The sequence below is a fragment of the Halomonas sp. 141 genome (assembly GCF_002810305.1).
GTDB classification, from domain to species: domain Bacteria; phylum Pseudomonadota; class Gammaproteobacteria; order Pseudomonadales; family Halomonadaceae; genus Vreelandella; species Vreelandella stevensii.
Genome location: NZ_PINZ01000006.1, coordinates 122,091 through 135,975, shown reverse-complemented (window position 1 = coordinate 135,975; position 13,885 = coordinate 122,091). Strand labels below are relative to the sequence as shown.

At 62.3% G+C, this 13,885-nt stretch carries 17 protein-coding genes and 1 pseudogene; 4 read left to right on the top strand and 14 right to left on the bottom strand.

The window, feature by feature from the left end; translation table 11 throughout:
* On the top strand, nucleotides 1-126 hold a 126-nt coding region (locus CWI66_RS05055), incomplete at its 5' end, for a transposase (RefSeq protein WP_198517439.1).
* A gap of 113 nt (nucleotides 127-239) precedes the next feature.
* Here the strand turns inward: CWI66_RS05055 and CWI66_RS05050 are convergent.
* Together CWI66_RS05050 and fabV are read right to left on the bottom strand one after the other, a co-directional pair.
* Entirely contained in the window at nucleotides 240-455 is a 216-nt protein-coding gene (locus CWI66_RS05050; RefSeq protein ID WP_039175752.1) for a hypothetical protein, read from the bottom strand.
* Nucleotides 456-517: 62 nt separating this feature from the next.
* Nucleotides 518-1,723 carry an enoyl-ACP reductase FabV gene (fabV, locus tag CWI66_RS05045; protein WP_026002006.1) on the bottom strand — a complete coding sequence of 402 codons (1,206 nt, stop codon included), beginning with the start codon at nucleotides 1,721-1,723 and terminating at the stop codon, nucleotides 518-520.
* Between the two features lie 160 nt (nucleotides 1,724-1,883).
* Between fabV and CWI66_RS05040 the strand changes: the two genes are divergently transcribed.
* The gene (locus CWI66_RS05040) at nucleotides 1,884-2,267 is read left to right on the top strand and encodes a DUF7079 family protein (protein WP_016916406.1); all 384 of its coding nucleotides are present in this window, start codon (nucleotides 1,884-1,886) and stop codon (nucleotides 2,265-2,267) included.
* Nucleotides 2,268-2,272: 5 nt separating this feature from the next.
* Here the strand turns inward: CWI66_RS05040 and CWI66_RS05035 are convergent, their stop codons facing one another.
* Nucleotides 2,273-2,758, bottom strand: coding sequence for a glutathione peroxidase (locus tag CWI66_RS05035; protein ID WP_100731091.1), 486 nt, complete (start codon nucleotides 2,756-2,758; stop codon nucleotides 2,273-2,275).
* Nucleotides 2,759-2,859: 101 nt separating this feature from the next.
* On the bottom strand, nucleotides 2,860-3,477 hold the full coding sequence (locus CWI66_RS05030; protein WP_016916404.1) for a LysE family translocator: 618 nt from the start codon (nucleotides 3,475-3,477) through the stop codon (nucleotides 2,860-2,862).
* A 238-nt stretch (nucleotides 3,478-3,715) separates the two neighbouring features.
* On the opposite strand from CWI66_RS05030, the gene CWI66_RS05025 reads away from it, so the two are divergent.
* Complete coding sequence (locus CWI66_RS05025) at nucleotides 3,716-4,447, top strand: YebC/PmpR family DNA-binding transcriptional regulator (protein ID WP_100731086.1); 732 nt, start codon at nucleotides 3,716-3,718, stop codon at nucleotides 4,445-4,447.
* A 4-nt stretch (nucleotides 4,448-4,451) separates the two neighbouring features.
* Here CWI66_RS05025 and CWI66_RS18190 read toward each other — a convergent pair whose 3' ends face one another.
* Together CWI66_RS18190 and CWI66_RS18655 are read right to left on the bottom strand one after the other, a co-directional pair.
* Nucleotides 4,452-4,598 carry a hypothetical protein gene (locus CWI66_RS18190; protein WP_198517450.1) on the bottom strand — a complete coding sequence of 49 codons (147 nt, stop codon included), beginning with the start codon at nucleotides 4,596-4,598 and terminating at the stop codon, nucleotides 4,452-4,454.
* Nucleotides 4,597-4,683: pseudogene (locus tag CWI66_RS18655) on the bottom strand (mechanosensitive ion channel family protein); the annotation flags it as partial. The pseudogene CWI66_RS18655 and the gene CWI66_RS18190, both read right to left, overlap by 2 nt.
* A 175-nt stretch (nucleotides 4,684-4,858) precedes the next feature.
* On the opposite strand from CWI66_RS18655, the gene CWI66_RS05015 reads away from it, so the two are divergent.
* Nucleotides 4,859-5,122: a hypothetical protein gene (locus CWI66_RS05015; protein ID WP_016916399.1), complete on the top strand. Its 264-nt coding sequence runs from the start codon at nucleotides 4,859-4,861 to the stop codon at nucleotides 5,120-5,122.
* Nucleotides 5,123-5,278: 156 nt separating this feature from the next.
* On the opposite strand, the gene CWI66_RS05010 is transcribed toward CWI66_RS05015, so the two are convergent.
* The 8 genes from CWI66_RS05010 to CWI66_RS04975 all read right to left on the bottom strand — a co-directional run bounded on the left by CWI66_RS05010 (nucleotide 5,279) and on the right by CWI66_RS04975 (nucleotide 13,873).
* On the bottom strand, nucleotides 5,279-6,286 hold the full coding sequence (locus CWI66_RS05010; RefSeq protein WP_100731085.1) for a zinc-dependent alcohol dehydrogenase family protein: 1,008 nt from the start codon (nucleotides 6,284-6,286) through the stop codon (nucleotides 5,279-5,281).
* Nucleotides 6,287-6,345: 59 nt separating this feature from the next.
* Complete coding sequence (locus tag CWI66_RS05005; RefSeq protein ID WP_100731084.1) at nucleotides 6,346-8,238, bottom strand: ABC transporter ATP-binding protein; 1,893 nt, start codon at nucleotides 8,236-8,238, stop codon at nucleotides 6,346-6,348.
* Between the two features lie 48 nt (nucleotides 8,239-8,286).
* Nucleotides 8,287-9,330: an AbrB family transcriptional regulator gene (locus tag CWI66_RS05000; protein WP_081192376.1), complete on the bottom strand. Its 1,044-nt coding sequence runs from the start codon at nucleotides 9,328-9,330 to the stop codon at nucleotides 8,287-8,289.
* Between the two features lie 119 nt (nucleotides 9,331-9,449).
* Nucleotides 9,450-10,307 (bottom strand): PA4780 family RIO1-like protein kinase, encoded by an 858-nt coding sequence (locus tag CWI66_RS04995; RefSeq protein WP_100731083.1) that lies wholly within the window; start codon nucleotides 10,305-10,307, stop codon nucleotides 9,450-9,452.
* A gap of 20 nt (nucleotides 10,308-10,327) precedes the next feature.
* Nucleotides 10,328-11,725, bottom strand: a complete 1,398-nt coding sequence (gene dbpA, locus CWI66_RS04990) for an ATP-dependent RNA helicase DbpA (RefSeq protein ID WP_039176079.1) — start codon at nucleotides 11,723-11,725, stop codon at nucleotides 10,328-10,330.
* Nucleotides 11,726-11,992: 267 nt separating this feature from the next.
* Complete coding sequence (gene ybaK / locus CWI66_RS04985; protein ID WP_081139034.1) at nucleotides 11,993-12,460, bottom strand: Cys-tRNA(Pro) deacylase; 468 nt, start codon at nucleotides 12,458-12,460, stop codon at nucleotides 11,993-11,995.
* A 179-nt stretch (nucleotides 12,461-12,639) separates the two neighbouring features.
* Nucleotides 12,640-12,909, bottom strand: a complete 270-nt coding sequence (locus CWI66_RS04980) for a hypothetical protein (RefSeq protein WP_016916391.1) — start codon at nucleotides 12,907-12,909, stop codon at nucleotides 12,640-12,642.
* Between the two features lie 100 nt (nucleotides 12,910-13,009).
* A complete protein-coding gene (locus tag CWI66_RS04975; RefSeq protein ID WP_016916390.1) occupies nucleotides 13,010-13,873 on the bottom strand; it encodes a cation diffusion facilitator family transporter in 864 nt (287 codons plus the stop codon).
* Between the last annotated feature and the right edge of the window lie 12 nt (nucleotides 13,874-13,885).

The following is a 13,885-nucleotide window of genomic DNA, read 5'->3' as shown; positions in this document are numbered from 1 at the left end:
GAACTGGTGCAGCCCGCCTACCGGAAGAACTCGCTGTGGAGTCCAAGCTACTTTGCGGGAAGTGTCGGAGGCGCCCCTCTGAGCATGGTCAAGCAGTATATTGAGCAACAATCGAGGCCGGACTAGGGGCGCTCTCGCGCCCCTCGCTATCCATCCTCGCACTAGAAGTACGAGGTTTTTCGCGATGTTCGATAAATGCAAATTGCCGGGCCACTGGCCCGGCAAACGAAGGTGCTGCGTCAACCGCCGCTGTTGCCCATGCCAAAGATCACGAAGGCCGCCACCACCAGGCCCAGGCCAATGATCACCACGGGCAGCAGCTTGTGCATGCCGCTGGGGGGCTTTTTGGCTTCCGGCTGTTTATGGGGCGCCGCCTTGTCGAAATCTTCGGGCAACCGCTGGTTCAGTACGTGCTCTTTCTCTTCTTCCGGGGTCTTGCTCTCTCTGGTATCCATACGCCACCTCTTCCTGACCGGTTAGATGAAACAGCGCGGCGCTCACTCCGTCGCCCCAAGCGTTACAAGGTTACGACATCGAACGCCACATCGGGGTTCACATCGGCATCGTAGTCCACATCGTCACGTTCGAAGCCAAACAGCTTCAGGAACTCATGCTTGTAACCAGCATAGTCGGTAATGTCGAACAGGTTCTCGGTGGTGACGTTTGGCCACAGGTCCTGACAGGCTTTTTGAACGTCGTCACGCAGCTCCCAGTCGTCCAGACGCAGACGGCCCTGCTCGTCGGTGGCCATCTCACCGGGCTGGCCTGAGTAGAGGCGCTCGCCAAACAGACGGTTCAACTGGTCGATGGTGCCTTCGTGCAGGCCCTGCTCTTTCATGATGCGGTACACCATGGCGATGTACAGCGGCATCACCGGAATCGCCGCGCTGGCCTGGGTAACGACGGATTTCAGCACCGCCACGTTAGCACCGCCGCCGCTCTCTTGCAGCTTGGCATCGATGGCCGCCGCTGCGCGGTCCAGGTCTTCCTTGGCTTTCCCCAGAGCACCGTGCCAGTAGATCGGCCAGGTGATTTCGGTGCCGATATAGCTGAACGCCACGCTGCGGGCACCCTTGGCCAGCACGCCTGCATCTGCCAGAGCGCTCATCCACAGCTCCCAGTCTTCGCCGCCCATCACGGTGATGGTGTCGTCGATCTCTTGCTGCGTCGCCGGCTCCACCTCGGCTTCGATGATCACGTCCTTGTTGGTATCGATGGCCGTGGCGCGGTAGGTTTCACCGATGGGCTTCAGGCTGGAGCGCTTGAGCTCGCCGGTATCGGGCATCTTGCGCACCGGCGAGGCCAGCGAGTAAACCACCAGGTCGATCTCGCCCATGTCCTGCTTGATCAGCTCGATGGCCTTCTCGCGAGCTTCATGGGAGAACGCATCACCATTGATGGACTTGCTGTACAGCCCTTCCTGCTTGGCAAACTTGTCGAAGGCCGCGCTGTTGTACCAGCCCGCCGTGCCGGGCTTCTTCTCGCTGCCGGGCTTTTCGAAGAACACGCCCAGGGTGTCGGCACCGTAGCCGAAGGCCGCCGTGATACGCGCCGCCAGGCCGTAGCCGCTGGAAGCCCCGATCACCAGCACTTTCTTCGGGCCCTGGTGCTTGTCCAAACCACGGGCGCGGGTCGCTTCGATCTGTTCGAGAACGTTCTGTTCGCAGCCTTTAGGATGAGTAGTGGTGCAGATAAAGCCCCGAACTTTCGGTTTAATGATCACATTGGACCCCTTCATCGGATGAGTATCATCGGAGCACCCTCGTGCTCACTTGCCAGTAGGCGCTATTCTAGCGGGCCAGGCGCGCCCTGTCCGCTCTTGAGGTTATGGGGGATTCACGGCAGGATAACGCCCTGCCCACTCCTTGCCGATGAGAACCGTGATGAATGCACAGCAGCTAGTCGATGAACGCGGCGACCTTTGGTTGGCGCTCGCCCCGCTTTGGCTGGACCGCGAACCCACCGAACGCGACTACGCCCGCATGATCGAGGTCATCGAACAGCACGGGCTATCGCTCAAGGAGCTCGAGTGGGTGTTCCGTATCGAGCTGGCCCCGGTGATGTCACGCCATCAGCTGTCGGTGGCCAGCGAGTGGCGCAAGTTCGATGACTACAAGCTGATGAAGCAGCTGGTCAATCACAATCTGCGCCTGAAAGGCTGGCGGCGCAAAACCTGGGCGCTGTTTTCGAGCCTGACCACCATGATGGTACGCCACCGCTGGAACGACCTGATGCAGCGGCTGATGGTCAGCCGGGGCGAGCTCTAACCCCTTCACACCTTGTCCAGCGCCGCCTCCACGGCCAGGCGCAGGCGTGGGCCATGGTCTCGTGGGCCAAAACGCGCCAGCACTTGCCCGTCTCTGGCAACCAGAAATTTGGTGAAGTTCCACTTGATGGCCCGCGTGCCCAGCACGCCTGGCGCTCCCTGCTTGAGCAACGTAAAGAGCGGATGCGCGTTGCCTCCGTTGACGTTCACCTTCTCCATGAGCGGAAAGCTGACCCCGAACTGCTGCTCCCCGAAGGTGCAGAATGCTTCGGCGCTTTCGGGCGACTGCCGCCCAAACTGGTTGCAGGGAAAGCCCAGCACAGTAAAGCCACGGTCACGGTAGCGTTGGTACAGGCTTTCCAGCTCCTTGAGCTGGGGCGTAAAGCCACACTGGCTGGCGACGTTGACCACCAACAGCACCTGGCCGCGCAGCGCACGCAGATTGAAGGGCTGGCCCTGATGGGTGTAGCAATCCTGTTCGTAAATGCTCATCATACACCCTCTTGCTATCGTCTGACGCCACCTTGCCACGAGGCGGCCTGCCAGCACCAGCCCGGCGGCTCACGCCTGCGCGAATTTTCCACCATGGCTGCTTATAGCAGTGGCCCCGCCACGACCCTCAGTGCCAGCGCGATCAGCAGCACACCGGTAACACGGTTGACCCAGTGGGCGTGACGCTGCAGCCAAGGCAGCACTCGCGAGTGCGACAGCCCCACGGCCACCAGCACGTACCAGCCGCCATCGATGACCATCGCCGTGGCCACGATGATGCCCTTGGCCAACGGGCTCATGTCCGGCGTCACGAACTGACTGAGCAGGGCCACGAAAAAGATGATCAGCTTGGGATTGCCCAGAGCCACCAGCACCGCTTCTCGGGCCGCCTGGCCTGGCGTGGTGACCACCGCATTGGCCGCCAGCGAGCTGGCGCGCCCGGCCCGCAAGGCCTTGATCCCCAGCCACGCCAGGTAGGCGGCCCCACCCCAGGTGATCAGCTGAAAGACCTCGGGATGGCGTACCACCAGCGCGCCCAGCCCCAGCACGGTCAACAGGGCATAAAAACCCACGCCCAAAGCATGGAACACCGCCGCGGTCACGCCGGGCAGCCGCCCGCCCCCCAGGGTGTGGCGCAGTACCAGCGCGAGGCTTGGCCCCGGGGACATGGCCCCCATGGCACAGATGGCGGCCAGCGATAACCAGAGCGTCAGCGGCATGCGTTTCTCCATGAGTCCAGCGGTTGATCAGCGCACCAGTATACGCCAGCTCAAGCGCAGGCGGGTGGCTGCCTAGGCCGCGCATCGTGGAATCCTCCCCCGGCCTTGAATACGGCCTTAAATAACGCTGTTAGCATGGTACGCTGTTGGGTAAAATTTTCCTTTTTCAGAACGTTCGGCAACGCCGATCAATGACGCCTGCCGTGCAGGCAGTTCATGGTTAATAAAGGACTTCAATATGGGTAGGGCGTTTCAGAACCGTAAGGAATCCATGGCCAAGACGGCCGCTGCGAAAACCAAGGTGTACAGCAAGTACGGGCGTGAAATCTACGTCTGCGCCAAGGCAGGGGGCACCGACCCCAATGGCAACCTGGCGCTACGCGGCCTGATGGAGCGTGCCAAGAAAGACCAGGTGCCGTCCCACGTCATCGACAAGGCCCTCGACAAGGCCAGCGGTGCCGGAGGCGAGGACTTCTCGTCCGCTCGTTACGAGGGCTTCGGCCCCGGCAACGCCATGGTCATCGTCGACTGCCTCACCGACAACCCCAACCGCACCTTTGGCGATGTGCGCGGCTGCTTTACCAAGACCAAGAGCAAGATCGGCACGCCGGGCAGTGTGAGCCACATGTTCGATCACTGCGCCATCTTCTCGTTTAGCGGTGGCGATGAAGAAGCCGTGCTGGAAGCGTTGATGGAAGCCGACGTGGACGTCACCGACATCGAGCAGGAAGACGGTCGCATCACGGTATTTGCTCCGAACACCGATTACGCCAAGGCCAAGCAGGCACTGCTGGACGCCTTTGGCGAGATCGACTTCGAAGTGGATGAAATCCAGTTCCTGCCGCAGAACACCACGCCGGTGGAAGGTGACGACGTCGCCATGTTCGAAAAGCTGCTGAACATGCTCAACGAGCTGGACGACGTGCAGAACGTCTTCCACAGCGCCGAACTGCCGGAAGAGAACACCTGAGCGGCTAGCCCTTCAGCGCATCACCAGGAACGAAAATCCACCCTTCGGCCGTCGGCATCTCCGCTGGCGGCCAGGCAACCTGCTGGGGCGCATCGAGTACCACCAGCGCATCTCGGCTGGCCGGGTTATGGTCGCAATTCCAGCCGCCCACGTCCCTCGACGGGATAAGCACGAATGCGATAGTGCGTTCCCCAGGGTTTCTCCTCGGCCACGACGATGATGGGCTTGTCGAACGTCACGGAGCTGGCGCTGCATTCGTCGGGCCTTGATCCATATCGCGCCTCGCGCCGGTAAAGTAGATCAAGATTAGCATGCCCCACGTACGACCACGCAGATAGCCGAACTTATCGTCTAGAATAAAGTCGTTAGGATAAGGCCAATACATTGATGAGCGATGCGCAGGAGGCAACGATGAGCGTGGTTGACGTCACCAGGGAAGAGCTACACGAGAAGCTTGCGAAGTGCATTGCTGGGGAGCGGGTGCTGATCGAACAAGACGGTAATCGGTTCAGCGCGCGCATACAGCACGTGGGTATGACGGGGGTCAAAGTGATCCCGGAGACCTTCATCAAGAACAGCACCGGTGACCCCGGGGATATAGATGGTGTCACCGTGCCCTACGATGATATCTGGGAGCTCGAGGTCAAGGGCGTGGTATTCAGCTGCAAAGCGTAGCGAGCCCGTTCAGCGTCATTCCCTTTTCGCTGGTATGAAACACAACGCCCGCCACCAACGCCCGCCATAGTGGCGGGCGTTGTGCTTGTCGCTATCTGACACGGGCTTGATCTGCTCGGGTTCGATCACTTTGCCTTCGATCAAGCGGTCACCCGATCAATAGCTGAGGCAGATTTTACCGAAGTGCTTGCCAGACTCCTGATGACGAAACGCATCCGCGATATCGGCCAGCGCAAACTCCCGGTCGATCACCGGCCTCAGATTGGCTGTCTCGATCGCCTTGATCATCTCCATCTGATGGCGGCGGCTGCCCACGATCAGCCCCTGCAAACGTGCCTGCTTGGCCATCAGCTTTGCCGTGGGCACCTCGCCTTCACGGCCGGTCAGCACGCCGATCAGCGAAATGTGCCCACCGATTTTCACGGCGTCGATGGATTGCGGCAAGGTGCCCGGCCCACCGACTTCCACCACATGATCGACCCCTTCACCGTGGGTCAACTCCAGCACGCGCTTGCCCCACTCCGGCGTGTCACGGTAGTTGATGGTGTGCTCGGCGCCCAGTTCACGCAGGCGCTCCAGCTTGGCATCGGACGACGAGGTGGCGATGACCCGGGCACCCATCAGCTTGGCAAACTGCAGAGCAAAGATGGAGACGCCACCGGTGCCCAGCACCAGCACGCTATCGCCTGCTTTCAGCCCGCCGTCTACCACCAGTGAACGCCAGGCGGTCAACCCCGCCGTGGTCAGCGTGGCGGACTCGGCATGGCTGTAACCCTTCGGCTGGTGAGTGAACCAGTTGGCCGGGCGCACCACCTGCTCACGGGCATAGCCATCGACGCCGTCACCGGGCGTGGTGGCAAAATCGCCTACCCGAGCGGGCCCTTCCAGCCAATCGGGGAAAAACGTCGAGACCACTGCATCACCGACGGCAAACTCCTCTACTCCCTCGCCCACAGCCTCCACGACCCCGGCCCCATCCGACATGGGGATACGGCCATCAGCGGCAGGGATCATTCCCGCCACCACGGCATAGTCATGAAAGTTCAGCGAGCTGGCGTGCAGGCGCACCTTGATCTCGCCGGGACCGGGCTCGCCGGGCGCAGCGAGGTCGACGACATCGAGGTGGTCCAGCCCACCGGGGGCGCGTAGCTGTATGGCTTGCATCACTGTCTCCTTTGTGTGCGCCAGAAATAGGCGACCGGTCTAGTATTGACTCTCTACGGCTACATGGGGGTCGCCTGTTCAGAATCAAGGTCATTGCCCAAAAAACCGCCCGACTGGCGCTGCCACAGGCCGGCGTAAATACCGTTGCGAGCCAGCAGTTCCTGATGGGTGCCGCTTTCTACCAAGCGGCCTTCATCCACCACGATCAAGCGATCCAGCATGGCAATGGTCGAAAGCCGATGGGCAATGGCGATGACGGTCTTGCCTTCCATCAGGGCATCCAGCTGCTCCTGAATGGCGGCCTCCACTTCGGAGTCCAGCGCCGAGGTGGCTTCGTCCAGCACCAGAATAGGCGCATTCTTGAGCAGTACTCGAGCAATGGCGATGCGCTGACGCTGGCCCCCGGAGAGCTTGACGCCCCGCTCGCCCACATGGGCATCCAGGCCCCGGCGCCCCTGTGGGTCGACCAGATCATGAACGAACGTATCGGCATGGGCGCGGCACACCGCCTGCCACACATCGTCGTCGCTGGCCTGGGGGCTGCCGTAGCGAATGTTGTCGCGCAGCGAGCGGTGCAGCAGCGACGTGTCCTGGGTGACCATGCCGATCTGGTGGCGCAGCGACGTTTGGGTGACCTCCGCAATGTTCTGGCCGTCGATCAGAATGCGCCCTCCCTGCAAGTCGTAAAAACGCAGCAGCAGGTTCGCCAGGGTCGACTTACCCGCCCCGGAGCGGCCAATCAGGCCGATCTTCTCGCCGGGCCGAATGGTCAGGCTCAGCCCGTCGAACACGTGTCGGCTCTGCCCCTTGGCCTGGGCATACTGAAAGCGCAGGGCATCGAAGACGATTTCGCCTTTGGGCACGCTCAGCGCCTTGGCATCGGGAGCATCCTTGACCGTCGGCTGCTGGGCGATGGTGTTCATGCCATCCTGCACCGTGCCGATATTCTCGAACAGCCCGGCGACCTCCCAGAGAATCCAGTCCGACATGAAGCGGATACGCATCACCAGCGCAATGGCAATGGCCAATACCCCCAGCGAGATCGCCTCCAGGAACCAGGCCGCAATGGCCATGCCGGCAGTGCCGACCAGCAGCAGCGTATTGAGCAGCGTCAGGCAGACACTCATCACCGTGACCAGCCGCATCTGACGGTGTACGGTGATCATGAAGCCTTCCATGGCATCCTTGGCGTAGCGCTCTTCGCGCTGGGTGTCGGCAAACAGCTTGATGGTCTGAATGTTGCTATAACTATCGACGACCCGGCCGGTCATCTGCGCACGGGCATCCGCCTGGGCCATGGAAACGTCCCGCAGCCGGGGCACGAAGTAGCGCATGATGCCCAGATAGCCCACCAGCCAGACACCCAGCGGCAGCAGCAACCAGGGGTCGGCCCGCCCCAGCAGAATCGCCGCGCCGGTAAAGTAGACGATGGCGTAGACCATCAGGTCCATGACCTTGGTGACAGTCTCCCGCACGGCCAGCGCCGTTTGCATCACTTTCTGCGACACGCGCCCAGCAAACTCGTCCTGATAGAACGCCAGGCTCTGGCTCAGCATATGGCGATGCGAGAGCCAGCGGCCAATCATCGGGTAGTTGCCAAAAATACTCTGGTGGGTAATCAGCGACTGGCCCAGTACCAGCAGGGGCAGCCCGACCACCACCGCCAAGCCGACGCCCGCCAGCCACAGCCCGTGCTGCGCCCAGAAGTCGGCCCGCTCGACCCGGCCCAGCCAATCCACCAGCTCGCCCATGTAGCTGAAGAACATCACCTCGGCGGCGGACACCACGGCAGTCATCAGCGACATCAGCAGCAGCCAGGGCCAGACTGGCCGCGAAAAGTGCCAGATAAACGGCAGCAGCCCTTGGGGAGGCGTCGACACCTCACCTTCCGGGTAGGGGTTTACACGGCGTTCAAAAAACTGGAACAGCGGCAACAGCAGGCGTGACAACATGGGAAGTCCTTGACGAAGGAGCCTTTGAAGAGAGCCGAATGGCGTCTGTCAGTGCGCTCGGCGGCGGCTCAGCAGCCAGCGCGCCCAGAACGGCGCGAACACCATCAGGGTAATCATGCGCAGCAGGTGATGAAATGCCACGAAGACCGGGTCGATATCCAGGGCAACAGCCAGAATCGCCATTTCACCGATGCCGCCAGGGGCCAGCGCCAGCAGCGCCACATCTCGGCCCACCCCCACGGTACGATGAATGAGTTCGGCGAATACCGCCAGGGCCATCAGGGCCAGCAGGGTCGCCACGCCCGATTGCCACAGGTAGCGGCCCAACAACCTGCGGGTCATGCCCTGGAAACGCGAGCCAATGGCACTGCCCAGCACCCACAGCATCAGGTTCATACCCCACTGGGGCAGCGCCAGGCTGGCCATGTCCAGCCCCGACAGCAGGGCGGCCATGAGCAAGGGAGTCAGCAGCGCCGAGCTGGGGATGCGCAACCAGCGGCCCAGCGGTATCAGCAGGGGAATGGTCAGCAGCATCCAGCCGTGTTCCAGCGACGAAGCGGCTGGCCCCAACGAGCCTTCGCCCCCTTCAAAGGCCCAGAACAGCGGTGGCAGGAAGAGAATGACCAGAATAATGCGCAGCGACTGGGCGACGGCGATGCGCTGAGGGTCACCACCACACTTTTCGCCCAGCAGGATCATCGCCGTCATCGCGCCGGGGGCGGCGCCAAACCAGGCGCTCACCGGGTCGAACCCGCAGCGCCGGTACCAGGCCGAGGCCACCGCGGTGGAGGCGGCCACCCCGAGCAGCAGCAGCGCCGCCGACAGCGGCCAGTCCAGCACACGATGTGCCAGCTCCGGCGTTACCTGGCTGCCCAGCACCAGCCCCATGACGGCCAGGAACACGTTGCGCAGCGGCTCGGGCACTGCGACGCTGGCGCCCTTGGCGGAGGCCAGCAGATTGGCCACCAGCGGGCCCAGCATCCAGGCCAGGGGAAGGTTCAGCAGTTGAAACAGCAGGCCGCCCAGGGCGCCGACACCCAGCGACACGGCCAGCGCTCTGGCACTTGCTGCACTGAAACGACTTCCCTTCACGCGCCCCTCCTCCTGAGCAATTGCCTACCCGACCACGCGTTTTCGGCCGACGAGCCTATCGGCATGGTGGCATATCATTACCCTGCTAATGGACAGCCTAGTGTACACGATATCGGCGGCTAGTCTTCGTCGTCATCGCCGCGCAGGCGCGCCAGGCGTTCGGCCTCCTCTTCCTTGGCGTCGTCGATGACTTCCATCAGCTCTGCCACGTTGGCAATGTGGCTGTCGAACTCGAAGTGGCCGGTCAGCTGGCTTTCGGGGTGCAGCTCGCCGGACTCATAGAGCGCCCACATCTCCTTGCCGTAGTGGGTGTCCAGCAGCTCCGGGGCAAAGCGGCCAAAATAGGCGCGCATGTTGTTGACGTCGCGCTCGAGCATGGCGGCGGCGCTGTTGTTACCTGCGGCATCCACCGCCTGGGGCAGGTCGATGATGACCGGGCCGTCGGCATCCACCAGCACGTTGAACTCGGATAAATCGCCATGGATGAGACCGGCACACAGCATACGCACCACGTCCTGGATCACTTTGGCGTGATAGCGCAGCGCCTGCTCGTGGGTCAGGGTGACATCGTCAAGGCGCGGGGCCACGTCGCCTGCCGCATCGCTGATCATCTCCATCAGCAGCACGCCATCCACGAAGCCATAGGGCTTGGGAACGCGCACGTCGGCAGCGGCCAGCCGATACAGCGCGTCCACCTCGGCGGTGAGCCACGCCTGCTCCTGCTCTTTCTGGCCGTAGCGGGTCTTCTTGGCCATGGCCCGAGCGCGGCGGCTGTTGCGCTCCTTGCGCCCTTCCTGATACTGCACCGCCTGCTTGAAGCTGCGCTGCTTGGCCTCCTTGAAGACCTTGGCGCAGCGCGTCTCGTCACCACAGCGTACGACGTACACCTGCGCTTCCTTGCCGCTCATCAACTGCATCAGCACCTCATCGATCAGGCCATCTTCGACCAGGGGCTGTAATCGTTTGGGTGTTTTCATGGCTTGCTGCGCTGATCCTGTTAGTGACGAATGCGGCGCACTCGGAAAGCACGCCCCTTGAGTTTATCCCGCTCCAGCTTGGCCTGGGCGCGTTGAACGGCACCGCGCTCCACCGCCACGTAAGCGCTGCGGGCCAGTACCTTGATCTTGCCCACCTGATCACCGCGCAGGCCGCCTTCACTGGTCAAGGCGCCCAGAATGTCGCCGGGGCGCAGTTTGTCTTTCTTGCCACCTGCCAGCTGTAGCGTGGCCATGGGTGGCTCGAACGGAGTGCTGTCGGACGCCTTGGGCAGCGGCTCGGGGGTCAGCGGCTCGCCCAGCAGCTCCGCAAGGCGTTCGAGGCGATACTGCTCCTGCGGGGTCACCAGCGTGCAGGCGATACCGCTGGCACCGGCACGCCCGGTGCGCCCGACCCGGTGAACATGAACCTCCAGCTCGCGGGCGATCTGGTAATTGAAGACGGCATCCAGCTGGGCGATGTCCAGCCCACGGGCGGCCACGTCCGTGGCAACCAGAATCGACGCACTCTGGTTGGCGAACAGCACCAGCAGTCGATCACGATCCTTCTGCTCCAGGTCGCCGTGCAGGGCCACCGCACTGAAACCCGCATCGACCAGGCTGTCGGCCACCGCCTGGGTTTCGCGCTTGGTGTTGCAGAACACCACGCTGGTGGTGGGACGGGTGGCCAGCAGCAGCTGTTTCAGCGCCGCAAAGCGTGCGTCGTCGTTGGCCACGGCGTAGAAGTGCTGCTCGATGGTGGTGGCATCGTGGGTCTCTTCCACCTTGACGCTGACCGGGTCGCGCATGACACCCCGTGTCATGATGGCCAGGCCTTCGGTCGACTGCTCGTCCGGGAAGGTGGCGCTGAACAGCAGCGTCTGGCGGTCGGCAGGCGTGTCGGCAATGATGTCGTCGATGGTGGCTTGAAAGCCCATATCGAGCATGCGGTCGGCTTCGTCCAGCACCAGGGTGGTCAGTGACCCCAGCGTCAGCGAGCCTCTGCGCAAGTGCTCGTCAATGCGCCCCGGCGTGCCCACCACGATATGCGCACCGTGCTCCAGGGAGGCCAGTTGCGGGCCAAAGGCGGCGCCGCCACACAGCGTCAGCACTTTCACGTTGGCCATGCCGCGCGCCAGACGGCGCAGCTCTTCGGCTACCTGGTCTGCCAGCTCCCGGGTCGGGCACAGCACCAGCCCTTGCACGCTGAACGCTTCCACCCGGAGCTGAGAGAGCAGCGCCAGGCCAAACGCGGCGGTCTTACCCGAGCCGGTCTTGGCCTGGGCCATCACGTCGCGGCCCGCCAGCATGGGCGGCAGGCTCTGCGCCTGAACCGGCGTCATCTGGTGATAGCCAAGGGAGTCCAGCGTAGCAAGCAGCGCAGGCGACAGCGCAAGAGATGCAAAAGAGGTATCTGACACAAGAAATTCCTGAAGGGGCATAAGGCCTAGCGATTCGATAATGTGAAGCACCATACCAGAAAGCGCCCTGCCCTGCCTGACTGGGAGCGGGCCACCCTTGGCATGGCGTCAGGCTTTGTACGAAAAGTCGGCGAGCGATGGCCAGACAAGGCAAAAATCGGCGAAAAGACGGAGTTTACAAGGTGTAAATGAGTACTTTGATCGGACTCGCGCACGAGCCGATTTTTAACGCCGTATGGGCGAGCGTAGGCAGTTTTCGTACAAAGCCTAGGCGGAGAGCGCCGCGAATTGCCCTTGGCTCAAGGCCGCCAGGTCATCGGGGGAGAGCTCGATCTCCAGCCCGCGGCGCCCGGCACTGACATACAGCGTGGGCCACGCCTTTGCAGAGGCATCGATGAAGGTGGGTAAACGCTTTTTCTGGCCCAGCGGGCTGACGCCGCCCAGCACGTAACCGGTGCTGCGCTCCACTGCTTCCGGCGCTGCCATCGCCGCCTTCTTGGCCCCTGCGGCCTTGGCAATCTGCTTCAGCCCCAGCTGGCAATCGACCGGTACGATCCCCACGGCCAGCTGCTTGCCATCCAGGCTGACCACCAGCGTCTTGAACACTTGTGCCGGTGAAACACCCAGCTTTTCGGCGGCTTCCAGACCATAGGACGTGGCCGCTGCATCATGTGGATAGTCGTGTACCTGAAAGGCAATGCCTGCTTGCCGTGCACTATTGATGGCCGGGGTCATGGAGGTCTCGTGAGTTGAAGCGGTGGACATCTCATCGTCTACTGCCAAACTTAATAGCGTGCCAACGCTTTGGCAGTCAACCGACAGGCAGGCACGCCACGCAAGGGGAAACCACAAAAACGCGAAGCGTGAGTACCGCGCCAGCACGCAGGCTGGCGCGAGGCTTTAGGTGCCTTCGCTCAGGGGCAAGGCACCACGCGACGCAGGGTATCCTTGGCCCATAGCGTCTGGCCATCCGGCGTGCGGCCGTGCTCGTTCCAGCGCTCGGTGGTTTCCAGGCAGTAGGAGCCGGCATCTTCCGTGCGCGGGTCAGCGCTGGCGGGGCGCTCGCCACCGATACGCATGACGTCCGGGTTATCCGTGGTGTAACGGGGGGCAACGGTATTACTGGCACAGCCAGCCACCAGGACGGTAGCCAGCAGTACGGGCAAACAGCGGCGCAATGGCATGTTTTTACAACCCTCACAAGCAGTGATAAACCGACACCAGTTGTCGGTAGCGCTAGATACCACTCGCCCAGCGCCACCGTCAATCTTTTTTGATGCGGGCTCAGGTCACCAGTGTAATGCTCATGACCGGGCGCAAATTACGCTGCTTGCAGTGCTGTTCGACGCTTTCCACGATCTCTTCGGCGTCATCGATCTGCTGCTTGTCCAGTTGGATATCCACCATCAGGAAACTGCCCACCTGGGCCAGGCGCACATCGTCGTCGGCAATATCGAAATCCGCCACTTCCTGAATCACTTCCTGACGCACGCTGCCCACGGGCTCACCGAACATCAGCTCACGCAAGGCATCCTTGACCATGCGAATCGGCATGGGCAGGAAATAGCCCGCGATAATCAGCACCATGACCGGGTCGGCGAACCGTGCCAGATGCGCCCAGGGCGTCAACGTCAGCCCCCAGGTCAGCGCGAACCCCAGCATCACGGCGGCACTCAGCCAGGTATCCATCTGCCACTGACGAAGCTCGGCATTCAATAGCGAAGACTGGGCAACCCGCGCATGACGCGCCAGCCACCACCACGTCACCAGACACCCCGTGACGTTGACCACCCCAAAGATCAGAGCCAGGTCCAGGGTCACCAGGCGACCTCCCTGAGCCAGGCTCCACAGCGCCGAGACCAGCGAAAACAGACAGACCAGGGCAATCACCACGCCTTTGAGCAGCACTGCCAACGGCTCTACCGTCAGCCGCCCAAAGGGGTAGTGATCATCAGCGGGCTTGCGCGCCTGCTGAAGGGCAAACAGCGACAGCGAGGCCAGCACTAAACTTAATAGCGAATAGCCGCTGTCGAAGAGTATCGTGATCGAGCCACTGGCCAGACCGAGCGCAAGGCCGGTAAACGCGAACAGACTGGCAGAAATAGCGGAAAATCTGAGCGCACGGCGCTCTGCGATGAAGGGGGTCACGCGAATTGCTCC